Raw genomic sequence first — 21,652 nt, forward strand, 5'->3', positions numbered from 1 at the left:
GGGGGTGAGCGATCGCAGGCGGTCCGAAAAAAGGGGAAATCAATGAACCTGATGGCATTGCTCGCGGCGCGCGCGGACGGCGGACGGCAGGTGAAGGCGGGGCTGATCGGCGCCGGCAAGTTCGGCTCGATGTTCCTGTCCCAGGTGCCGACCATCCCCGGCCTCGAGGTCGCGGCCATCGCCGACCTCGATGTCGACCGGGCGAGAGCGGCCTGCCGCACGGTCGGCTGGGACGAGGACCGGATCGCGGCGACGACCTTCGTGGACGACGGGGCCGCGCTCTGCGCGCGCGACGATGTCGAGGTGGTGATCGAGGCGACCGGCAATCCGAAGGCCGGCATCGCCCACGCGCTCGCCGCCTTCGAGGCGGGCAAGCACATCGTCATGGTCAACGTGGAGGCCGACGTGCTGGCCGGTCCGGCCCTGGCGGCGCGGGCGCGCTCGGCGGGGGTCGTCTACTCGATGGCCTATGGCGATCAGCCGGCGCTCGTCTGCGAGATGGTCGACTGGGCGCGTGCCTGCGGCTTCAAGGTGGCGGCGGCCGGAAAGGGCACGAAGTACCTGCCGGGCTTCCATCACGTGACGCCGGACGACGTCTGGTCCCATTACGGCCTCAGCGACGAGCAGGCCGCGGCGGCCGGCATGAACGCGCAGATGTTCAACTCGTTCCTGGACGGCACCAAATCGGCGATCGAGATGGCGGCGATCGCCAACGCGACGGGATTGGACGTCCCCTCGGACGGCCTGCTGTTTCCGCCCTGCGGCGTCGACGATCTCGCCCACATCCTGCGGCCCAGATCGGCCGGCGGCGTGCTCGAGGGCGGCGGCATGGTCGAGGTGATCTCGAGCCTCGAGCGCGACTCGCGGCCGGTCTACCGGGACCTGCGCTGGGGCGTCTACGTGGTTCTCGAAGCGCCGAACGACTACGCCGCCGACTGCTTCCGCCAATACGGCCTGAAGACCGATGCGAGCGGCCGGTACGCGGCGATGTACAAGCCGTTCCATCTGATCGGCCTCGAGCTGTCGGTGTCGGTGCTCAGTGCTGCCCTGCGCGGCGAGCCCACGGGCACGACACGACGCTTCCGGGGCGACGCGGTGGCGGTGGCCAAGCGCGACCTGAAGGTCGGCGACCGGCTCGACGGCGAGGGCGGCTACACGGTCTGGGGCAAGCTTCTGCCCGCGCAGACGAGCCTGTCGGTCGGCGCCCTGCCGATCGGGCTCGCACATGGCGTGACGCTCACATCAGCGGTGGCGGCCGGCGACGTCGTGCGGTTCGCCGACATCGAGCCTGCCGACAACCTCGCCGTCACGATCCGGCGGGAAGCCGAGGCAATGACTTGATTTTTCGCGCACCGGCCGGCGGGTCGATACCGTTCTGAAACACAAGGTTACGAACTGGTAACGGAAAAGCCTCAAAACCGCCGCGGTTTCTGTCCGTCGTCGCCAAAGTCCGGACCAACCGCCGCCGGATTGGTCCTGTCTCTTTCGATCCGGAGAGTTCGAAATCAACCGAACCAGAGGGTCTAAAAATGACACACACCAAAGTCGCGACCGATCGCAAGAGGGGTGGCCGTTGGGCGTTTGCCGCGATCGTTGCCGCCGCGCTGCTCGCGACGCCGGTCGCGGTGCCCCATGCGGTCGGCGCAACCAGCGACGGCTTCACCGGACCCGTCTCGATGGAGTCAGCCCAATCGGCGACCCGATCGGATACACAGTCGGCGGCGCCCTCGCGGCGGGCCGGACTGATCGGCGTCGCCGTGCCGTCCCTGACGCCCGGATTGCCGCCGCCGCATTTGTCGTCCCTGTCCGACCGGCGCATCGTCGCCGGCGTGATCCTGGTGCTGTTCGCGGGGCTCGGGACCCTGACGGTTTCGATGTGGCGGGAACTCGGTCGGCGGGCGGGCCTGTAATGGCCGCCGCCGGACGCCGCTCGCCCGGCGCCTGGTTCAAACGCGCCGGTACGCCCTTGCGGGTGATCGCCGTCTGCCTGACGGCGATCCTGCTGGTCGGGCTGGCGCTGATCGCCGACGGTTTGATGATGAAGGTCGAAAACGACCACGACGAACCGCGTCGGACGTCGACGCTGTTGTCGAACCATGACGCGGCGCGATACGGCGCGCCCATCCGTCACCAGTGACCTCGCCACAATGACGCCTTGGAATCTGCCCGACTGCGTCATCAAGCCAGCAAACCCACGCCGGAAACATCACGTCATTGTTGGGGGTCGGCAAGTTCCGCATCCCACAGGACGGAGAGCAAGATGTTTCCGTTGCTTGCCGGCGGGCATGGCATCGCGTATCGCCACCCGTCCGGTTTATTCCAGACACTGATTGCCAGTTTACGCCGTTCGCTCCTGGGCGTGACGGTCTTCCTTGTCGCCCTGCAGGCGCTGCTGTGCCTCGGCGCGTCCTGCGCCCTGGCGGACAGCGGTGCCGCCGGCACGACAGCAGGATCGGCGGGCGCATCGTCAGGGTCGGGCGTGATCATGGCCGGCACCATCACACCGAACGCCGTCCGCGTTCCCGGTGCCAACCCGCATTGGACGTTGCGCGAGCCGGTCGCCGCGGTCCAACCGGCCAATACAAGCGACAGGAAAGTCCAGCGGATCGTCGGCCCGCATGCGCAGGTGTCCATGTTCTCCTGGCGCGAAATCCTGTTCTACGCGATGGTCGTGGTGGTCGTCATCGGCGGCTATCTGGTCTTTACCGGCGGCCACGATCGGCCCTCGCGACACCCCTGATCCCTACCGACGTTCGTCGTGCGCGCGTCGAGGCCATAGAACCGGGCCGCCAGCGCATCGCTTGCCCGCGCGGCGATGCGGCAACGCTTCACACGAATCCGCATTCGCCCAAAAAAACGCCGCCTCGACGGGCGGCGCAAGATTGAATTGGAGCGAATTTCAGAACCTCGAGGCCCGGCGTCGCGGAACCCAAAAACTCGTGAATTCCCGTACACGCTAACCGAATGTGTAAACAAAGGGAAACCATTCAGCGGTTTAAGGTTAAGTTCTGTCCCAAAACGGTTAATCGGGTCGATCGGGTTTACCCGGCGCTATCCTTCGTCTCCTCGACGAGCGCCTTCAGATTGGCCAGGCCCGTCTCGTAGTCGTTGCCGACCCAGCGATCGAACATCAGACCGAACCAGCGGGCGACCGGGTTCGTGCCGAGATCGGTCGTGAATCCCCAGGTCACCTCGGTTCCGCCCTCGCTCGGAATCAGGACGATGGTCGTCTCTGCGGTGCCCATCTGGCCGAAATCCAGGCGCATCTCCACCGCGCGGCCGGGATCGTACGAGACGACCGTCAGCGTGCCGGAGCCGACATTGGGATGGTCGCTGGACCAGCGCATGGTCTGGCCGATGCCGGTTTCGGGCCCTTCGAAGACATAGGTCGTGCCGTCCGGATCGTAGCCGGCCCAGGGCGACCAGTCGTTGAAGCGGCGCAGGTCGGACACGAACGGCCAGACCCCTGCCGGCGGCGCGTCGATGATGGCGTAGCGGCTGACCGCAACGGTGCGCGGCAGGATGGCGAGGCCGATGGCGGCAAGCGCGAGCGCGATGACGATCAGAACGACGACGATGCGGATCAGCCAGCGCATTGTTTCGGTCGGGCTCCATCGCGGCTGTGCACACGATACCCGTAGCGGTGCGGTTTGGCGAATAGGCCCGTGTGGCATCCGGGAGCGGTTTTCGTGGGGCCGATCCGCGCTAGATGCCCCTGATGACCGGAGGATGGCGATGATCAAGGCGACAGCGGTATTTCTGGGGTTCGGGCTCGCGGCAGCCGCCGTGCCGGCGCTCGCCGAGCAGGCGTTCGATACGTCGGCGGGCCGCGTCCGTCTGGAAACGGTCGCCGCCGGCCTGGACCATCCCTGGTCGCTGGCCTTTCTTCCAGACGGTGCCATGCTGGTCACGGAGCGGCCCGGAACCGTGCGGATCGTCGGTCCGGACGGAAGCCTCTCGGCGCCGCTGCCCGGTGCACCGGCGACGCAGGACTGGGGGCAGGGCGGCATGCTGGATATCGTGCTCGACCCGAACTTCGCCGCCAACGGCATGATCTACCTGTCGTTCGCCGAGATCGAGGGCGGCAAGGCAGGGACCGCGGTCGCGCGGGCCCGGCTCGTGCGCGAGGGCGGCCCGCCCCGGCTTGAGGACACGCAGGTGATCTTCCGCATGACCGGCAAGACGGGCTCGACCCGGCACTTCGGCTCGCGGTTCGTCTTCGCGCCGGATGGCATGCTGTTCGTCACCCTGGGCGACCGTGGCGACATGGAACGGGCACAGGATACGGCCGACCACGCCGGCTCGGTGATCCGCATCGCACCGGACGGCACGGTGCCCGCCGACAATCCCTTCGTCGACGGCGGCGGCCTGCCGGAGATCTGGTCGATCGGCCATCGCAATCTCCAGGGGGCCGCGATCAATCCGGCGACCGGCGTGCTGTGGACCGTCGAGCACGGGGCGCGCGGCGGCGACGAGATCAATATCCCCAGGGCCGGGCGCAACTACGGCTGGCCGGTCATTTCCTACGGCCGGCACTATTCCGGCGGAAAGATCGGCATCGGCACGGCGAAGGAGGGGATGGAACAGCCGGTCCACTACTGGGATCCGTCGATCGCCCCGTCCGGCATGGCGTTCTATACCGGCGACAGGTTTCCGGCGTGGACGGGCGATGTCTTCGTGGGGGCGTTGCGCGGCGCCCACGTTGCCCGCCTCGCTCTCGACGGCGACAGTGTCGCCGCCGAGGAAACGCTGTTCGATGAACTCGGCGAACGCATCCGCGACATTCGCCAGGGACCGGACGGGTATCTCTACCTCGTCACCGATTCCGGGGATGGCCGGATCCTGCGGGTCGTGCCGGCGGAGTGATGCGTACCGGTTACTGATCCGATCACATCGGGGGGATGCGCAGCACCTGGCCGGGATAGATCTTGTCGGGGTGCGTCAGCATGGGCTTGTTGGCCTCGAAGATGCGATTGTACTCGCCGCCCTTGCCCTTGCCGTAATGCGACTCGGCGATCGCCCACAGGGTGTCGCCTTTCGCGACTTCGTAGAAGACCGCATCGGGCTCCTTTTCCTCGACCGCGATCTCCTCGTCGACCTGGGCCACACCGGTCACGTTGCCGAGCGCCAGGATGATCTTCTCGCGAATCGAGCTCGACGGGGCGGTGCCGGCGACCTTGACGGTATCGCCATCGACCTTGATCTGCAGGTTCTCCGCGGTCAGGCCGAGATCCTTGACCGACTTCTGCAACGTATCGGCCGGCGGGGCCTCCTCGGCCGAGCCGATACCCAGTTTCTCACCGACGTCCCTCAGAAACGAAAAAATTCCCATGGCCACCTCCTCTCCATGACGAAACACCTGCCGCGGAGGTTAGGCGCTTCGGCCTCGATGGCAAAGGGCGGATTGCGCCGATCAGGCGGGAACCGCTCTCGCGGGCGTGCGGGTGCGGCCCAGGATCATCAGCATGATGGCGATATTGAGCAGGTTCCATGCGATCCCGTTCAGGAACGCGGCGCGATAGCTGCCGGTCAGGTCGTAGATCCAGCCCGACAGCCAGCCGCCGAGCGCCATGCCGACGATCGTCGCCATGATGACGAGGCCGACACGCTGCCCGGCTTCCTTCGCCGGCAGGTACTCGCGCACGATCAGTGCGTAGCTGGGAACGATGCCGCCCTGCGAGAGGCCGAAAATGAGCGAGACGACATAGAGCGACGTCAGTCCGTCGAAGGGCATGTAGAGAATCAGCGCCAGGCACTGGCCCAGCGAGCCGATCAGCAGCGTCTTCACGCCGCCGATGTAATCGGCGAGGAAACCGGACGCCAGCCGGCTGACGACCCCGCCGACCAGCATCAGCGACAGCATCTCGGCACCCCGCGCCACCCCGTAGCCGAGGTCGGCGCAATAGGCGACGATATGGACCTGCGGCATCGACATGGCGACGCAGCAGCCGAGACCCGCGATGACCAGCAGGGTCTGCAGCGCGCGCGGCGACAGGTCGATGGATTTTGTGTGGAGCGGGGCGGGCGTTCCCGCCGGGAGGGCCGGGTTAATCTCCTCGGGCGGGCGCCGGCGCAGGAAGAAGGCGAGCGGCACCATCGTCACCAGACAGACGACGCCGATGACGACATAGGTCGCGCGCCAGCCTTCCGAGACGAGGATCCCCTGCAACGCCGTCGGCCATATGGCGCCGGCGAGATAGTTGCCGCTGGCGGTCGCCGCCACCGCCACGCCGCGGCGCTGCCGGAACCAGTGCGACACGTCGGCAATCAGCGGTCCGAACGTCGCGGCGGTGCCGAGGCCGATCAGGAAGCCCTGGATCAGGGCGAACTGCCAGAGGTCCGCGGCATAGGCCGCCGCGATGAAGCCGCCGCCGAGCGACAGCGCCGCGAGGATGATCGGAACGACGATGCCGATACGGTCCACGAAGCGGCCGAAGGCGACATTGCCCGCGGCGAAACCGATCATCGTCAGCGTGTAGGGCAGGGAGGCGTCGGACCGGCTGACGCCGAATTCGGCCTGCACCTCGGGCAGAACCACGATGACCGCCCACATGCCGATGCTGCCGATGGTGCCGAGCAGAACCGACACGGCCAGCCGAAACCAGGCGTAGGGACCGTCGATGGCGTCTGCGGCGGTCGCGCCGGCGTAGGGCGGTCTTATCAAGCCTGTCAGCCCCGCATCATCCCGCCGGCGTCGTCGCCTCGAAGGCGGGAACCGTGTTGGCGAAGGCGTCGAGCCAGCCGACCAGTTTGGGATGGCCGTCGCGCCAGTGACCGTCGAAGCGGAGATCGAGATAGCCGAGCGCGCATGCCAGCGCGATATGGCCGACATGCGGCGGCTTGCCCATGATCGGCGGCTCGTTCTCCAGTTCGGCCAGCGCGCGGGTGACCTTGGCGGCCTGGCGGTCGAGCCAGGGCCGATACTGTATCTCTTCGGGGCGGAAGCGCTTCTCGTATATCTGCAGAATGGAGGCATCCATCATGCCGTCCGCGAGCGCCTGCAGACGCAGCGCGGCGAAGCGACCCTCGCCCTTGGGCATGATCTTGCCGCCGCCCGCCAGGTCGTCGAGATACTCCAGGATCACGCGGGAATCGAACAGGGATGAGCCGTCCTCCAGGATCAGCGTCGGAATCTTGCCGAGCGGGTTCTGGTGGAACAATTCCTCGTCGCCGGCATTGGAATCGGCGGGCTTGATCTCGATCCTGTCGTCGAGCTCGAGAATGCCCATCGCGATCTTGACCTTGCGGCCGAAGGGGGACGGTGCGGCGGAACGCAGGATCAGCATCGGTAGAAAGCTCCAGGACTTGGAATCGGCAGGGTCGAGCCTCACCATATCCATCCCGGTTCGGCTTTGCCAATCAGGCGTGCACGGCGACGAATTTCTCCACGAGGCCGTTGCGGTCGCGCGCGGAGAAGCGGGCAAGCGACAGGGCCGCGACGGCGCCGAGGCCGACGATGAACCCGATCCAGATGCCGACGGCGCCGTAACCGAAGACAAAGCCCAGCACATAGGCAAGCGGCGCGCCGCAGACCCAGTAGCCGAAGGCCGCGTAGGCCAGCGGCACCCGCGTGTCGTTGAGGCCGCGCAGGATTCCGAGGCCGACGACCTGGATACCGTCGAAGAGCTGGAAGAAGGCGGCGACGCCGAGTAGCGACACGGCGATGGCGAGCACTGCGCCGGCGTCGGGGTCCGAGGCGTCGAGGAACTGCCGGGCCAGCGGTTCGGGGATGACCCAGTAGGCGAGAGCTGCAATGAGCATGACGGCAAGCCCGAGCGTCATCGCCGTCCAGCCGGCGCGGCCGATCGCCCGACTGTCGCGCCGGCCGGCGGCGATGCCGACCCTGACGGTGCCGGCCTGGGAGATGCCGAGCGGAATCATGAACGCGACCGCGGTGCATTGCAGCGCGATCGTATGGCCGGCCAGCGTCAACGGCCCGAGCCAGCCGACCATGAGGGTCGAGGCGGCGAACAGGCCCTCCTCCAGCAAGGCCGTCAAGGCGATCGGAGCGCCGAGCCTGACGATCGCCTTCAACCGCTCGAAATCGGCGATCCAGAGCCGCCGGAACACGTGGTAACCGCGGATCGCCGGATGCGTGACGACGTAGATGGCGATAATCGTGAAACCGACGGCGCTGGTCGCCGTGGTGGCGACGCCGGCGCCGACGATTTCCAGTCGCGGCAGCCCCCAGTTGCCGAAGATCAGGCCGTAGTTGATGGCCGCGTTCAGGATGATGCCCGACCCGGTGATCCAGACGATGACGGCGGCGCGGTCGAGGGTGGCGAGCAGCGCGCGCAGCACCATGACGCCGAGGATGAACGGTAGGCTCCACGCGGCATAGGCGAGATATTCGCCAGCGAGCCTGGATGCCGTCGGGTCCTGGCCCAGCATCAGCAGGATCCATTCGCCGTGCATGAGCACCGCGATCGCGGGCGCCGAATACAGCACGGAGGCCCACAGCCCCTGGCGGATGGGACGCCGCACGGCACGGGCATCGCCGGAGCCGTGCGCCTGGGCGGTCAGTGCCGGCACCGACGAGGTCAGGCCGATGCCGCCCAGCAGGAACAGGAAGATCAGCGTGAAGCCCAGCATGCCGGCGGCGAGAGCCTCGGCTCCGAGCCAGCCGACCATGACCACGTCGGTGGTGTTGATGGCGATGTTGCCGAGATTGGTCAGCGCCAGCGGCAGGGCGATCGACATGGACGCGGCAACCTCGCTGCGCCCGGTTTCGGGCGATGGGGGAGCGGCATTCATGATCGGATCGGCGGCTTGGGTCATGGCGGCGGCACCATGGCCGGGTTCAGCCGGAAAGGCCAGCAACGGAAGGCCGTCCGCGAGAAATCCCGATCGCGATTATCCGGCTGACTTGTCGTCGATGCCTTGTTAGCTTCCCTAGCGGAAGATTCGTAGCTGCCTTGGTCTACTGCGCTTCCAATCACAGAAAAGACGGTAAGAGGAGATACCGAATGCCTTTACGTTTGCTATTTGCGTTCGTTGTCGCTGTGGCGGGTGTATTCGCTGCTCCAAATCTATATGCAGCCGAAGAAAACTCGCCGTCGACCGGAAAAGAGGCTCGGGGTGACGGATGGTACAGCTTTGCCAAGATCGCTGTTTTTTACGATCTCGGCAACGACATCATTCGCAGCATCGGTGTGAAGATGGTGACCAATCCGCAAACGGGTGTCTACTGCATCAGGCCGGAAAAGCGGATCAATACACAGAAGCGAATCGGCGTGGCCGCGGTTGAGTGGGGCCAATCGTCCGGCAACGATCTGCTGGCATTCTGGAGCGCTGGTGGCAACTCCTGCCCGAATCCCAAGCGGTGGTTCGAGGTGCGCACCTATGACCAGAACGGTAGCGGAGATTGGGTGCTGAGCGACGATATCGCCTGGACGTTCCACGTGCTCTAGAGCGGCCTTGCCGTTCCTGTCGCCGGCGGCGCGATCAATATGGTCGTGCCGCCAGCGTTCGAATCCGACAGCGCTTGAAGCCGCCACTGTTCGAAGCCAACGGGCTATGACCGGCGCGCCAGCGCCGCGTCGTAGTCGGCGATAGCTTCGGCGAGCAGTGCGTATTCCTCGCAGCCCGTTCCGCAGCGCGATCCGATCTCGCGCAGCTGCTCCCGGGCGAGTTCCGGCCTTTCGAGCACCAGATAGGCCTCGCCGAGATATTCCCGTGCCTTGACGTAATCGGGATCGGCCGCGAGCGCCTGGCGATAGAAGCCGAGCCCGACCTCGAACCGGCCGAGCTGGCGGTTGGCGTAGCCCAGGTAGTTGAGGACGCGCGGATCGTCCTTGTTCTCGACCAGGCTCAGGACCTCGATCGCCTCGCCGTAGCGGCCGGTGCGGGCGAGCCAGCTGCCATAGGCGTAGCGGCTCGTGTCGTCGATGGCCGTGCTCGACTGCTTGATGCACTGGCCGGTCCGGCCATCGAAGATCTGGCCGCGCGGGCACGACTTGATCGGGCCGCTTTCGCCACCACCACCGCCGGCAGCGACCGCTCCGCCGGGCACGGCCGTTGCCACGGCAAGTGCGAGAGCACCGGTTGTTAGAAGAGAACTCAGGACGGTTCGTGGTGTGTGTGCGACTGGCGTCATGATCGATGTCCTCCGTCTGGATTCGCCGATGCCATGCAGTCCGACTAACGTTTCGGCGCGGCGAATATTCCCGAAGGCCGACCGTGGCGTGTGACCGGCGGACTTGCCCGTCGGACTTGCATCGCCCGCGTCGCCGGACTATCCGGGCGCGTGCGCCGCTCGTTTGCAAACCTGACCCTGCTGTTCGCTGCCTTCGTCTGGGGCACGGCCTTCGTCGCTCAGACGACGGCCATGGAGGATGTCGGGCCGTTCCTGTTCACCGGCCTGCGTTTCCTGCTGGCGGCGGCGGCGATCCTGCCTCTCGTCCTCCGGGAGCGGCGTCGCGGCGCCGCGATGGACCGGACCGGCCGGAGGCTCGCGATCGCCACGGCGATCACCTTCTTCGCCGGCAGCATCCTGCAGCAGATCGGCCTGCAATATACCAGCGTCACCAATGCCGGCTTCCTGACCGGGCTCTACGTCGTGCTCGTGCCGTTCGTCGCCTGGGCGGTGTTCCGCTCGATGCCGCACGCTGTCGCCTGGCCGGCGGCGACGATGTCCTTCGCCGGCACCATTCTGCTGTCGGGCGGCGGTATCGCCCCGCTCGGCCTCGGCGACGGGTTGATGGTGGTCGCCGCCGTCTTCTGGGCGCTGCAGGTCGCGTTGCTCAGCTATACCGCGGCGCGGACCGGCCGGCCGGTGACGGTCGCCTTCGTCCAGTTCGCGATCGGCGGGCTTCTCGGAACCGCCATCGCGCCGTTCGCCGAGCCTATCGAGATGGACCGGATCGCGGCCGCCGGCGTCGAGATCCTCTATGCCGGCCTGTTGTCGGGCGGCGTCGGCTACACGTTGCAGGCGATCGGCCAGCGCTGGACACCGCCGGCCGACGCCGCCGTCATCCTGTCGTCGGAGGCGCTGTTCGCCGCGGCCGCCGGAGCGCTCCTGCTCGGCGAACGGCTGACGATCATCGGGCTGGCGGGCGCGATGCTCATCATGGTCGCCATCCTCACCGTTCAACTGGCGCCGCTGGCGTTCAGGCCGGCACGGAACTAGTCCGCGATCCCGTCCTTGCGGTCACATTGGCGAAATGTCCCACTTGCGTCCGGCGTAAAGGGCTGGGACGATAGCCGCCAGGCGAGGTCACGGGCGGGCCCGCGCTAACTCAAAAAATACGACGGCGGTCCGCCCGGCGAAGGGAGGATTGCTGACATGCCCGAACTGAACGGCAGAGCGGTTGGGGCCGCCCGGTGCATCGCGCTGGTCGGCCCGTACCTGAGCGGGAAGACGACGCTTCTCGAAAGCATCCTGGCGCGAACCGGCGCCATCTCCCGGCAAGGCAGGGTCAGCGACGGCAATACCGTCGGCGACGCCTCACCGGAAGCGCGTGCGCACGGCATGAGCGTCGAGGTCAATGTCGCCACGACCGAGTTCATGGGCGACACCTACACCTTCGTCGATTGTCCGGGCTCAATCGAGTTCCTGCACGAAGCGCGCAACGTGGTCCCCGCGGTCGATATGGCGATCGTGGTGGCGGAAGCCGACGAGAAGAAGGTCCCCGCGCTGCAGCTGATCCTCAAGGAGCTCGAGGACCTCGGCATTCCGCGGCTCATCTTCCTCAACAAGATCGACAAGGCGGAAGGCAATGTCCGCGACGTGCTGGCGTGGCTGCAGCCGGCGTCGGCCCAGCCGATCGTGCTGCGGCAATTACCGATCTGGGAAAACGATATCGTCACCGGCTTCGTCGATCTGGCGCTCGAGCGCGCCTTCGTCTACCGCGAGCACGCGCCGAGCGAGGTGATCGAGATGAACGACGCGGCGAAGGCGGAGGAGGTCGACGCCCGTTTCTCGATGCTGGAGAAGCTCGCCGACTACGACGACGAGCTGATGGAACAACTCCTGTCCGATGTCGAGCCGCCGCGCGACCGGGTGTTCGACGACCTGACGACGGAACTCCGGGAAAGCCAGATCGTGCCGCTTCTGACCGGTTCGGCGGAGCACGGCAACGGCATCCTGCGCCTGATGAAGGCGCTTCGGCACGAGGCGCCGACGGTCCAGCAGACGGTCGAGCGGCTGGGCCTTGGCGGCGGCACGAGCGCGGTGGCGCAGATCCTCAAGACGTTCCATACGCCGCATGGCGGCAAGCTGTCGGTGGCGCGGGTGCTGCGCGGCACCTTGAGCGACGGCGACACGGTCTGCGGCGCCAAGGGCGAGGAGGAGCGCATCGGCGGCCTGTTCACGCTCAAGGGGCAGGATGCGAGCAAGGCTGGCCAGGCGACGACCGGTGACACGGTCGGGCTCGGCCGGCTCGAAGGCATCGCCACCGGCGAGACCATCTCGACGGAGAAGGGCGTTGCCCAGCTCGTATCGGTGGCGCCGCCGGCGCCGGTGCTCGGCAAGGCAATCGCCGCCAAGGAGCGCAAGGACGAGGTGAAGCTGACGTCCGCGGTCCAGAAGATCATGGACGAGGACCCCTCGCTGTCGCTTTCGCACAACCAGGAGGCCGGCGAGATGGTGCTGCACGGGCAGGGCGAGATGCATCTGCGCGTCGCCATGGAGCGGCTGACGGGCAAATTCGCCATCGACGTGGAGACCCACGAGCCGCGCGTCGGCTACAAGGAGACGATCCGCAAGTCGGTCAGCCAGCGCGGCCGCCACAAGAAGCAGTCGGGCGGGCACGGCCAGTTCGGCGACGTGGTGCTGGATATCAAGCCGTTGCCGCGCGGCGCCGGGTTCGAGTTCACCGACTCGATCACCGGCGGTGTTGTGCCCAAGCAGTACATCCCGTCCGTCGAGTCCGGCGTGCGCGACTATCTCGCCCACGGGCCGCTCGGCTTCCCGGTCGTCGACGTGGCGGTCAACCTGTCGGACGGCTCGTATCACACCGTCGACTCCTCCGACATGGCGTTCCGCACCGCCGGGCGCATCGGCATGAGCGAGGGGCTGCCGCAGTGCTCGCCGGTGCTGCTCGAGCCGGTGATGCACGTGGAGATCGCGGTGCCGGCGGACGCGACGTCGAAGGTCAACACCATCGTCTCGCAGCGCCGCGGTCAGATCCTCGGCTTCGATGCCCGGCCCGGCTGGACCGGCTGGGACGTGGTGCAGGCGCAGATGCCGGAGGCGGAGATGCGCGACCTGATCGTCGAGCTCAGGTCGGCGACCGCCGGCGTCGGCTCCTATGTCTATCGCTTCGACCACCTTGCCGAACTGACCGGCAAGCTTGCCGACCAGGTGATCGAGAGCCACCGGAAGGAAGCGGCCTGAGCATCCGGCCGATCGGGGTCATCGCCCCGGACGGCCACATCCCGGGCGGCCGCTATGCGGCGTCCGGGTTCGCCGGGGCCGCGACGGTGCGGCCGGCGGCAAACCCGTTGCGCTCACAGCCGCGTCGCGCAAGCGTGAGTTGCTCCCGTCCCCCGCACGGCGTAGTCCGGTGCACAAGCGGAAGGAGCGATGACCCATGCTGATCCGAAACAGACCGGGATGGTGGATGCCCGACTCCGCGGCGACCCCGCGGGAGGTGTTCCTGAATCGACGCGCGTTCATGGCGGCGACGGGCGTGTCCGTCGCCGGAGCACTGCTGCCCGCCGGCATCGCGCGCGCGGACAGCGACGATCCGACGGCCGATCTCTACCCGGCGCCGCGCAACGAGAGCTTCGAGCTCGACCGGGAGATCACGCCGCAGAAGTACAACCTCGCCTTCAACAATTTCTACGAGTTCGGCTCGCACAAGCAGATTGCCAAAGACGCCCAGGCGCTGAAGATCCGGCCGTGGGAAGTGAAGATCGACGGCGACGTCGAAAAAGAGATGACACTCGGCATCGACGAGCTGATCCGCAAGATGACGCTGGAGGAGCGTCTCTACAGGCACCGCTGCGTCGAAGCCTGGTCGATGGCGGTGCCGTGGACCGGTTTTCCGTTCTCCAGGCTGGTGGCGCTGGCGGCCCCGCTGTCGCGGGCGAAATACGTGCGCATGGAGACCTTCTACAATCCGATCATGGCGCCGGGGCAGAAGCAGTTCTGGTATCCCTGGCCCTATGTCGAGGGCCTGACGATCGAGGAGGCGACCAACGACCTCGCCTTTCTCGTCACCGGCGCCTACGGCGAGCCGGTCGCCAAGCAGATGGGCGCGCCGCTGCGGCTGGCGACCCCGTGGAAATACGGCTTCAAGTCGATCAAGTCGATCGTCCGGTTCACCTTTACCGCTGAGCGGCCCAGGGGACTGTGGGAGGAAATCCTGCCGACCGAGTACGGCTTCTGGGCGAACGTCAATCCGGACGTGCCGCATCCGCGCTGGAGCCAGGCGGACGAGGAAGTGCTCGGCACCGGCGAGCGCGTGCCGACGCAGCTCTACAACGGTTACGGCGAACAGGTCGCCTCGCTCTATTCCGGCTACGAGGGCGAGAAGCTGTTCATGTGACCGGCTCATGTGACCGGGCGGGCCGTCAGGCCCCGGGTCTCGTACATGTCGTGGGGAGCACCGTCATCCGACGATGGCGGTGACGAAAAAAAAGCCGGATCGCGAAAGGCGATCCGGCCATTTAGTCGATTTTCCCGCGAGGGGGGATTCGCGGGTAAATCGCCTTCCAGAGGGGAACAGCTGACCGCATCGAGGCTCAGCGCCGGGAGGAGGTAGCGCCTTGCCTTGCTGCCTACAGCTTGATCGTTGATATGCCGCTTTGAGGTGCATTGCACAACGGGCATGCACGCATGTCAGATATGAGTGCGGCTCATGGCTGTCCGGCGGTCCGTCAAAACTTCCAGCCGCGCGCCTTCGCGAGCAGGAAATCCCGGAAAACATTGATCCGCGCGGTGTCCTTCAGCTCCTCGGGATAGACGAGGTAGGTGTCGAAGGCGGGAATCTCCTCCTCCGGCAGCAGCAGGACGAGGCTCGCCCCCTGATCGATCAGGTAGTCGGGCAGCACCGCGATGCCGATTCCGGCGTCGACGGCGCGTCGCATTCCATGCGTCGTGTTGATCCGCAGGACCGGGGTGCGCGGGTCTCCGTCCGGCCGGCCGACGGTTTCCAGCCAGTTGATATCGCGGAAATACGCCGGTGCCGGGTCGCCGAAGGTGATGATGTTGTGCTTGTCGATATCGTCGATCGTGCGCGGGGTCCCGTGGCGCTTCAGGTATTCCGGAGACGCATAGACGTGGAAATGGACCGTAAAGAGCCGCCGCATGATCAGATCCGGCTGAACCGGTTGCCGCAGACGGATGGCGATGTCGGCCTGGCGCATCGACAGGTCGAGTTCGCCGTCGTCGAGGATCATCTGAAGGTGGATGTCGGGATAGAGCTCGACGAACTCGCGCAGGCGCGGGGCGAGCCAGGTCGTGCCGAGCGCCAGCGTGGTCGTCACCTTCAGCTCGCCGCGTGGCTTCTCGCGGGAATCGGTCAGGCGGGTGCGGACCGATTCCAGCTGCATGAAGACGTCGTGGGCGGTGCGATAGAGCAGTTCGCCCTGTTCGGTGAGGATCAGGCCGCGGGCATGGCGATGGAACAGCGGCGCCTTCAGCTCGTGCTCGAGCGCGCTGACCTGCCGGCTGACCGCTGACTGGCTCAGCCCCAGCGCCTCGCCGGCGTGGGTGAAGCTTCCCGCATCGGCCGCGGCATGGAAGATGCGCAGCTTGTCCCAATCCATAACAAGACTCTCCCCCCAGCCAGGCCCGAACCAGACAGGCCCGAACCGTGTTGCCGCTCGCTCACTCGGCGGCTGCGCGTTCTTCTGCCTCGGCCAGCCAGCGCTCGGCGTCGAGCGCCGCCATGCAGCCCATTCCGGCAGCCGTCACCGCCTGCCGGTACGTTTCGTCGGTCACGTCGCCGGCGGCGAAGACGCCCGGCACGCTGGTATTGGTCGTTCCCGGCTCGGTGACGATGTAGCCGTTCGGCCGCATGTCGACCTTGCCCTTGAAGATGTCCGTCGACGGGGCGTGTCCGATGGCGACGAAGACACCGTCGAACGCGCGCTCGCTCGTCGCGCCCGTCTGGACGTTCTTGAGGCGAACCGCGGTCACGCCCGGCGGCTGTTCGTTGCCGAGGATCTCGTCGACGACCGTGTCCCAGACCACCTCGACCTTCGGATTCTTGAACAGGCGGTCCTGCAGGATCTTCTCGGCACGGAAGCTGTCGCGGCGGTGCACGACCGTGACCTTGGAGGCGAAATTGGTCAGGAACAGGGCCTCCTCGACCGCGGTGTTGCCGCCGCCGACGACCAGCACTTCCTTGCCGCGATAGAAGAAGCCGTCGCAAGTGGCGCAGGCCGACACGCCGAAGCCCTTGAATTTCTGTTCGGAGGGCAGGCCCAACCACTTGGCCTGGGCGCCGGTCGCGATGACCACCGCGTCGGCGACATAGTCGTCACCGGAATCGCACTTCAGGTGGAACGGCCGGCGGGAGAAATCGACCTCGGTCACGTAGTCGCGCACGAGCCGGGTGCCGACATGCTCGGCCTGCTTCTGCATCTGTTCCATCAGCCAGGGGCCCTGGATCACGTCGGCGAAGCCGGGATAGTTCTCGACGTCGGTGGTGATGGTGAGCTGGCCGCCCGGCTCCAGGCCCTGGATCAGGACGGGGTCGAGCATCGCGCGCGCAGCGTAGATCGCGGCGGTGTAGCCGGCCGGGCCGGAACCGATGATGACGAGCTTGGTGTGATGGGTAGCCATGGTGGGACCGTTGCCGCGTTGAGCCTCGTCCGCCCGATCAGGCGGACGCGCGCCAGTTGCGCGGATTGAGCTTCTTCAAGGTGGTGGAAATGCGGTGCCGGCGCTGCTCGTAGGCAACGACGTCGGCGCCGGTGACCCAGTTCATCTGGACGGCGCGGCGCTGGCCCTCGAAGGGCTCGTGGCCGTGCCAGGACCTGTCCGAGCGCTTGAACACCAGCAACGTGCCGCCGTTCGGGGGCACCTCGGCGACGTAGTCGTTCAGATCGGTGCCGTTGCGCAGGATGCGCAGGCGCCCGCCATCCTGTTCCCAATGCTGGTTCATGTACAGCAGCACGGTGATGACCTTGGTCTCGGAATCGGTGTGGATCTTGCCGTCTGTCTTCCGGCAGAAGCCGCGCACCGTATACATGGTCGGCTTGTCGGAAAGATCGACGTCGAACTTCCGCTCGATCATCTCCTGGAAGCGCGGGCCGTCGAGTTCCGTCATCAGCTCGGCAAACTTGCCGCCGATTTCCAGCTCGCTCGGCGGATGGGAGCCGGGCCCGGGCACGCGCGGATAGTCCTCGACGATCTCGTCGAAGACTTCGGCCTTCACGAAATCGGGGACGATGAGCCACTCATAGGGCTCGGTCTGTGTGGTCGTGCGCTCGAGCGCATCGTAATCGAGCAGGGACATGGGATCACGCACCGTCTTCAAGAAGGCCGGGCACGGGCGGCCAGCAACTGGCGGACCGCGGCGGCTACTTCGGTTGTGGCATCTAACGGGCGGTAGGTCCAGCTATCTAGGCTGCCATCGAACCATCTCACCGCCCCAAAATCGACCAGCGCCTCCTGAAACTGCTGAAACTTCGGCGTTCCCCCCGGCAACCTGTAGGCATAGACCGGCTTGCCGGTGAACGTCGCCTCGCCAAGCATATTCACCGAGTCGCAGGTGACGATGAAGGCATCGGCCAGCCCCATATAGGGAAAGTACGGATTTTCGCCAGTAAGGTCCCACACGATCGCGGGCAGATCGGCCAGGCTTTCCTTGAGGATCGCGGTCTTGCCCAGGCCGGTGCGGCGGGAGGGGGTGACGAGAAGGCCGCAGCCGTGGCGGGTGGCGAAGGCGCGCAGGTCGTCGGCGAGCTTGCGGGCCTCGCGGCTGGAGAAGGTGTAGGCGCTGCTGGCGCCGCCCACCAGCACCGTGACCAGCGGTCGGGGCAGGTGCGCGATGTCCGCTACGTACCCTTCGGCCTCGGCCGCCAGGCGTTCGCGGGTCAGCCGGTGCGGCGAGGTGAGGGTGGCGATGACGTTGTCGCCCCGCAGCCTGTCATGCTCCGGCACCCAGACGAGATCGAACCAGGAGGCCGGTGCGCCGGGGCTCTGCAGCACCACGGTCACGGTGCGGCCGCCCGAGCGCCGGCGGATGGCGCGGGCATAGGGGATCGACTGGCGGCCGGAAACGACCAGCACGTCCGGCCAGGGCGGGGCGATGTCGGGATGGTGCGCCGCCGGCCCCCAGGGTGCCATGACGCGATGGAGCCTGCCCGGGGCGACGCGCTTTATCACCGGCTCGATGCCGAGCGCCTCGAGGATTCCGAGGCACTGGACCTCATGGCCCATGCCGCCGGCGGTCAGCGCCCAGCCGGTCAGCGGGCCGAGGTCTGCGGTGGCGGCGGTATCGGGTTCGGTTCGGGTCAACACGGATTTCCGGACGTCTTTTCAAAGGGATCATGCCCAAATAGACCGCCGACGGCCGTCTGTCATGTGAGGCGATGCCGCAGGATCGTGGGCTTAATGAGGCGGGCTAGAGCTCGAGTTCCCAATACTGCCCGACGAGATCCTTGCCGAAACTGTGGTGTTTCTCCTCCTTCACCAGCGCGAAGCCCTCGTCCTGATAGAGGCGCCGGGCGGCATCAAGGCAGTCGTTCGTCCACAGGACGACCTTCGCATAGCCGCAGGCGCGGGCGAAGGCGAGGCATTCGGAAACGAGGCGGCGGCCGAGGCCGGTGCCGCGGGCTTCCGGCTCGACATAGAGCATGCGCAGCTTGGCGACGGTGTCGCTTTCGCGCACCAGGAAGATCGAGCCGAGAATGTCGTCGCCGCGCTCGGCGATCCAGCAGCGCTCGCGTTTGGGGTCGAAGTTGCGGATGAACGCCGCGACGATATCGGCGACCATCGGCTCGAAGGTCCCGTCCCAACCGTATTCCTCGGCGTAGAGCACGCCGTGGCGGTGGACGACCCAGCCCATGTCGCCGGGGCGCTGCGGGCGCAGCACGATCGGCTCGGCCGGCCGCTCGGTGCCGCCCAGAAGCCGTTCGATCGTCGCCATGGCGGAAACCAGACGCTTGCGGTCGCCGGCCGACAGCGGCGCCAGCATCGCTTCGACCTGCTCGGCGGACGAACGGTCGAGGCCGGCGAAGGCCGCTCGGCCGGCTTCGGTCAGCCGCAGGAGCTGGCGGCGCGCGTCCGATTTCGACGGCGAGCGGGCGATCAGCCCCTTGTCCTGGAAGCCGCGCAGCATGCGGCTAAGATAGCCCGCGTCGAGGCCGAGTTCGCGGCCCAGGTCGCTGGCCGTGACCGCGTCGCGATTGGCGATCTCGTAGAGCACGCGCGACTCGGCGAGCGAGTAGGGGCTTTTCAGAAGCCCGTCGTTGAGCAGTCCGATCTGGCGGGTATAGAAGCGGGTGAAACGGCGGACGGCCGCGGTTTCTGGTTCGGAAACGGACATGGCCCTCCCAATCCGTTTGACAAAATCAAGGGATTGATTGTCTCTGTCAACCGAATCCGCCGCAGAACGCCCTCTCGGCGATGGAAAGCCGGCGACATATTGTGTCGCGTCGGCGCAACGATTATTCGGTAGACGGCCCGTGGCCGTTCGATTCCCCGCCAGTTCAGGAGTTCGCTTGAAGGCCCGCCTAGACCAGATCGACTGGAAAATCCTCCGAGAGCTGCAGGCCGACGGGCGAATCACCAATGTCGAGCTCGCCCGCCGCGTCGGTATCTCCGCGCCGCCCTGCCTGCGCCGGGTGCGGGCGCTTGAGGATGCCGGCATCATCCGCGGCTACCGCACGCTGCTCGACGAGAAGAGCCTCGGCTACGACGTCACCGCCTTCGCCTTCGTCAGCCTGTCGAGCCAGGCCGAGGCCGACCTGATCGCCTTCGAGGAGCGGATCGGTGAGTGGCCGATCGTGCGCGAATGCTACATGCTGTCGGGCGAGACCGACTTCCTTCTGAAATGCGTCGCCAAGGACCTGCGCGCCTTCCAGGACTTCATCATCGAGCTGACCGGCGCGGCCAACGTCCGAAGCGTCAAGACGACGCTGACGATCCGCCAGTCCAAGCACGAACCGTCTGTGCCGCTGGAATAGGCCCAGCGCGCGTATCGAGCACACCAACGAGGACACATCATGCCTGGCATCCGGTATATCGTGGAGGGCGGGAAGCGGCTGTCCGGCGAGATCACGCCGGCCGGCAACAAGAACGCCGCGCTGCCGATCATCGCCGCGACGCTTCTGACCGATCAGCCCGTCAGGCTCGATAACGTGCCGCGCATCCGCGACGTGGAGACGCTGGTCACCCTCGTGCGCTCGCTCGGCGCGGACGCCGAATGGACCGGGCCGCAGACGCTGAACATCCACGCCAAGGAGGTCCGCGTCGTCGACCTGGATGCGGACGCCTGCGCGCGCATCCGCGCCTCGATCCTGCTGGCCGGCCCGCTCTTGGCGCGCTGCGGCGGCGTGACCCTGCCGCCGCCGGGCGGCGACGTGATCGGCCGGCGCCGCGTCGACACCCATCTGCTGGCGCTCGAGCAGCTCGGCGCGACGATCGTGGAGAACGAGAACTACCATTTCCGGGCGTCGAAGCTGATCGGCACCGACGTGTTCCTCGACGAGCCGAGCGTGACCGGCACGGAGAACGCGCTGATGGCGGCGGTGGCCGCAGAGGGCACCACGGTGCTGCGCAACGCCGCCTCCGAGCCGCACGTGCAGGATCTGGCCAATTTCCTGGTGGCGATCGGAGCCCGGATCGAGGGCATCGGCACCAACACCATGACGATCCAGGGCACGAGCAGCTTCGGCAGCGCCAGCCACAAGATCGGACCGGACCATATCGAGGTCGGCTCGCTGATCGGGCTGGCCGCGGTAACGAAGTCCGAGATCCGCGTCCGCGACGCGGGCGTGGCGCATCTGCGCGCGATCCGGATGAATTTCGAACGGCTCGGCGTCGTCTGCGAGATCGACGGCGACGACCTGCTGATTCCGTCGCAGCAGGAGATGAAGATCCATGCCGACGCCGGCGGACACATCCCCAAGATCGAGGATCAGCCATGGCCGGCCTTCCCCGCCGACCTGATGTCGATCGCGGTGGTGACGGCGACCCAGTGCGACGGTGTCGTTCTGGTCTTCGAGAAGATGTTCGAGTCGCGGCTGTTCTTCGTCGACAAGCTGATCAGCATGGGCGCGCGGATCGTGCTGTGCGACCCGCACCGCGTCATCGTCACCGGCCCGAGCCGGTTGCGGCGGGCGAAGCTGACATCGCCGGATATCCGCGCCGGGATGGCGCTGCTCATCGCGGCGATGTGCGCCGAGGGAACCAGCATCATCCACAACGCCCACCAGATCGAGCGCGGCTACGAGCGCATCGACGAGCGGCTCAACGCCTTGGGCGCCTCGATCCGGCGCGAAGAGGACTGAGGCGTCTCCGGTAGCGCGCATCCCCGGAAGCACACATCCTTCGAGACAGCCGCTTCGCGACCTCCCCGGGATGAGGGCGGCGGGCTTGGCCGCGCCCGAACCATGAAGGCCTCATGGCGAAGAGGGCGCCTTGGCGCCCGTCTCGAACCATCAGCTGCGCTCATTATTCGAACGCGTGGGTTCGAACGCGTGGACGGCCGAGATCTCCGGACCTCCGCTCATTCCCGCGAAAGCGGGAATG

Annotated in this window: 22 protein-coding genes; 11 read left to right on the forward strand and 11 right to left on the reverse strand. The window is 66.7% G+C overall.

Going from position 1 to position 21,652, the window contains the following annotated elements; genetic code table 11:
• Positions 1–42: 42 nt before the first annotated feature.
• From MUB46_RS23710 to MUB46_RS23725, 4 genes are all read left to right on the forward strand, one after another.
• Positions 43–1,341 carry an NAD(P)H-dependent oxidoreductase gene (locus tag MUB46_RS23710; protein ID WP_261618456.1) on the forward strand — a complete coding sequence of 433 codons (1,299 nt, stop codon included), beginning with the start codon at positions 43–45 and terminating at the stop codon, positions 1,339–1,341.
• 188 nt (positions 1,342–1,529) lie between these two features.
• Positions 1,530–1,910, forward strand: a complete 381-nt coding sequence (locus MUB46_RS23715; RefSeq protein WP_261618457.1) for a hypothetical protein — start codon at positions 1,530–1,532, stop codon at positions 1,908–1,910.
• On the forward strand, positions 1,910–2,137 hold the full coding sequence (locus tag MUB46_RS23720) for a hypothetical protein (protein ID WP_261618458.1): 228 nt from the start codon (positions 1,910–1,912) through the stop codon (positions 2,135–2,137). The genes MUB46_RS23715 and MUB46_RS23720 overlap by 1 nt, the downstream gene beginning before the upstream one ends.
• Before the next feature lie 123 nt (positions 2,138–2,260).
• Positions 2,261–2,740 carry a hypothetical protein gene (locus MUB46_RS23725; protein WP_261618459.1) on the forward strand — a complete coding sequence of 160 codons (480 nt, stop codon included), beginning with the start codon at positions 2,261–2,263 and terminating at the stop codon, positions 2,738–2,740.
• 301 nt (positions 2,741–3,041) lie between these two features.
• On the opposite strand, the gene MUB46_RS23730 is transcribed toward MUB46_RS23725, so the two are convergent.
• Positions 3,042–3,596 carry an SRPBCC family protein gene (locus tag MUB46_RS23730; RefSeq protein ID WP_261618460.1) on the reverse strand — a complete coding sequence of 185 codons (555 nt, stop codon included), beginning with the start codon at positions 3,594–3,596 and terminating at the stop codon, positions 3,042–3,044.
• A gap of 133 nt (positions 3,597–3,729) precedes the next feature.
• On the opposite strand from MUB46_RS23730, the gene MUB46_RS23735 reads away from it, so the two are divergent.
• The gene (locus MUB46_RS23735) at positions 3,730–4,866 is read left to right on the forward strand and encodes a PQQ-dependent sugar dehydrogenase (RefSeq protein WP_425256307.1); all 1,137 of its coding nucleotides are present in this window, start codon (positions 3,730–3,732) and stop codon (positions 4,864–4,866) included.
• A gap of 22 nt (positions 4,867–4,888) precedes the next feature.
• On the opposite strand, the gene lysM is transcribed toward MUB46_RS23735, so the two are convergent.
• From lysM to MUB46_RS23755, 4 genes are all read right to left on the reverse strand, one after another.
• Positions 4,889–5,332, reverse strand: a complete 444-nt coding sequence (gene lysM / locus MUB46_RS23740) for a peptidoglycan-binding protein LysM (protein WP_261618462.1) — start codon at positions 5,330–5,332, stop codon at positions 4,889–4,891.
• A gap of 81 nt (positions 5,333–5,413) precedes the next feature.
• A complete protein-coding gene (locus MUB46_RS23745; RefSeq protein ID WP_261618476.1) occupies positions 5,414–6,661 on the reverse strand; it encodes an MFS transporter in 1,248 nt (415 codons plus the stop codon).
• 19 nt (positions 6,662–6,680) lie between these two features.
• Positions 6,681–7,286 carry a glutathione S-transferase family protein gene (locus MUB46_RS23750; RefSeq protein WP_261618477.1) on the reverse strand — a complete coding sequence of 202 codons (606 nt, stop codon included), beginning with the start codon at positions 7,284–7,286 and terminating at the stop codon, positions 6,681–6,683.
• A gap of 73 nt (positions 7,287–7,359) precedes the next feature.
• A complete protein-coding gene (locus tag MUB46_RS23755) occupies positions 7,360–8,778 on the reverse strand; it encodes an MATE family efflux transporter (RefSeq protein ID WP_261618463.1) in 1,419 nt (472 codons plus the stop codon).
• Between the two features lie 188 nt (positions 8,779–8,966).
• Here MUB46_RS23755 and MUB46_RS23760 point away from each other — a divergent pair, with 188 nt between their 5' ends.
• A complete protein-coding gene (locus tag MUB46_RS23760; RefSeq protein WP_261618464.1) occupies positions 8,967–9,410 on the forward strand; it encodes a hypothetical protein in 444 nt (147 codons plus the stop codon).
• Between the two features lie 104 nt (positions 9,411–9,514).
• On the opposite strand, the gene MUB46_RS23765 is transcribed toward MUB46_RS23760, so the two are convergent.
• Positions 9,515–10,012, reverse strand: a complete 498-nt coding sequence (locus MUB46_RS23765; protein WP_261618465.1) for a tetratricopeptide repeat protein — start codon at positions 10,010–10,012, stop codon at positions 9,515–9,517.
• Positions 10,013–10,246: 234 nt separating this feature from the next.
• Between MUB46_RS23765 and MUB46_RS23770 the strand changes: the two genes are divergently transcribed.
• The 3 genes from MUB46_RS23770 (at position 10,247) to msrP (ending at position 14,492) form a co-directional block, all read left to right on the forward strand.
• Entirely contained in the window at positions 10,247–11,128 is an 882-nt protein-coding gene (locus MUB46_RS23770; RefSeq protein WP_261618466.1) for a DMT family transporter, read from the forward strand.
• A 156-nt stretch (positions 11,129–11,284) separates the two neighbouring features.
• Entirely contained in the window at positions 11,285–13,336 is a 2,052-nt protein-coding gene (locus MUB46_RS23775) for an elongation factor G (protein ID WP_261618467.1), read from the forward strand.
• Between the two features lie 196 nt (positions 13,337–13,532).
• Positions 13,533–14,492, forward strand: a complete 960-nt coding sequence (gene msrP, locus MUB46_RS23780; RefSeq protein ID WP_261618468.1) for a protein-methionine-sulfoxide reductase catalytic subunit MsrP — start codon at positions 13,533–13,535, stop codon at positions 14,490–14,492.
• A gap of 331 nt (positions 14,493–14,823) precedes the next feature.
• Here msrP and MUB46_RS23785 read toward each other — a convergent pair whose 3' ends face one another.
• From MUB46_RS23785 to MUB46_RS23805, 5 genes are all read right to left on the reverse strand, one after another.
• Complete coding sequence (locus MUB46_RS23785) at positions 14,824–15,714, reverse strand: LysR family transcriptional regulator (protein WP_261618469.1); 891 nt, start codon at positions 15,712–15,714, stop codon at positions 14,824–14,826.
• Positions 15,715–15,775: 61 nt separating this feature from the next.
• Positions 15,776–16,735: a thioredoxin-disulfide reductase gene (gene trxB, locus MUB46_RS23790; RefSeq protein WP_261618470.1), complete on the reverse strand. Its 960-nt coding sequence runs from the start codon at positions 16,733–16,735 to the stop codon at positions 15,776–15,778.
• Between the two features lie 37 nt (positions 16,736–16,772).
• A complete protein-coding gene (locus MUB46_RS23795; protein WP_261618471.1) occupies positions 16,773–17,411 on the reverse strand; it encodes a 2OG-Fe(II) oxygenase family protein in 639 nt (212 codons plus the stop codon).
• A 17-nt stretch (positions 17,412–17,428) separates the two neighbouring features.
• Complete coding sequence (locus MUB46_RS23800; RefSeq protein ID WP_261618472.1) at positions 17,429–18,415, reverse strand: mitochondrial fission ELM1 family protein; 987 nt, start codon at positions 18,413–18,415, stop codon at positions 17,429–17,431.
• Positions 18,416–18,521: 106 nt separating this feature from the next.
• On the reverse strand, positions 18,522–19,445 hold the full coding sequence (locus MUB46_RS23805) for a bifunctional helix-turn-helix transcriptional regulator/GNAT family N-acetyltransferase (RefSeq protein ID WP_261618473.1): 924 nt from the start codon (positions 19,443–19,445) through the stop codon (positions 18,522–18,524).
• Between the two features lie 175 nt (positions 19,446–19,620).
• Here MUB46_RS23805 and MUB46_RS23810 point away from each other — a divergent pair, with 175 nt between their 5' ends.
• Together MUB46_RS23810 and murA are read left to right on the forward strand one after the other, a co-directional pair.
• On the forward strand, positions 19,621–20,085 hold the full coding sequence (locus tag MUB46_RS23810) for an Lrp/AsnC family transcriptional regulator (RefSeq protein WP_261618474.1): 465 nt from the start codon (positions 19,621–19,623) through the stop codon (positions 20,083–20,085).
• A gap of 39 nt (positions 20,086–20,124) precedes the next feature.
• Entirely contained in the window at positions 20,125–21,411 is a 1,287-nt protein-coding gene (gene murA / locus MUB46_RS23815) for a UDP-N-acetylglucosamine 1-carboxyvinyltransferase (RefSeq protein WP_261618475.1), read from the forward strand.
• Positions 21,412–21,652 lie beyond the last annotated feature (241 nt).

It is taken from the genome of Microbaculum marinisediminis, assembly GCF_025397915.1.
Taxonomy (GTDB): domain Bacteria; phylum Pseudomonadota; class Alphaproteobacteria; order Rhizobiales; family Tepidamorphaceae; genus Microbaculum; species Microbaculum marinisediminis.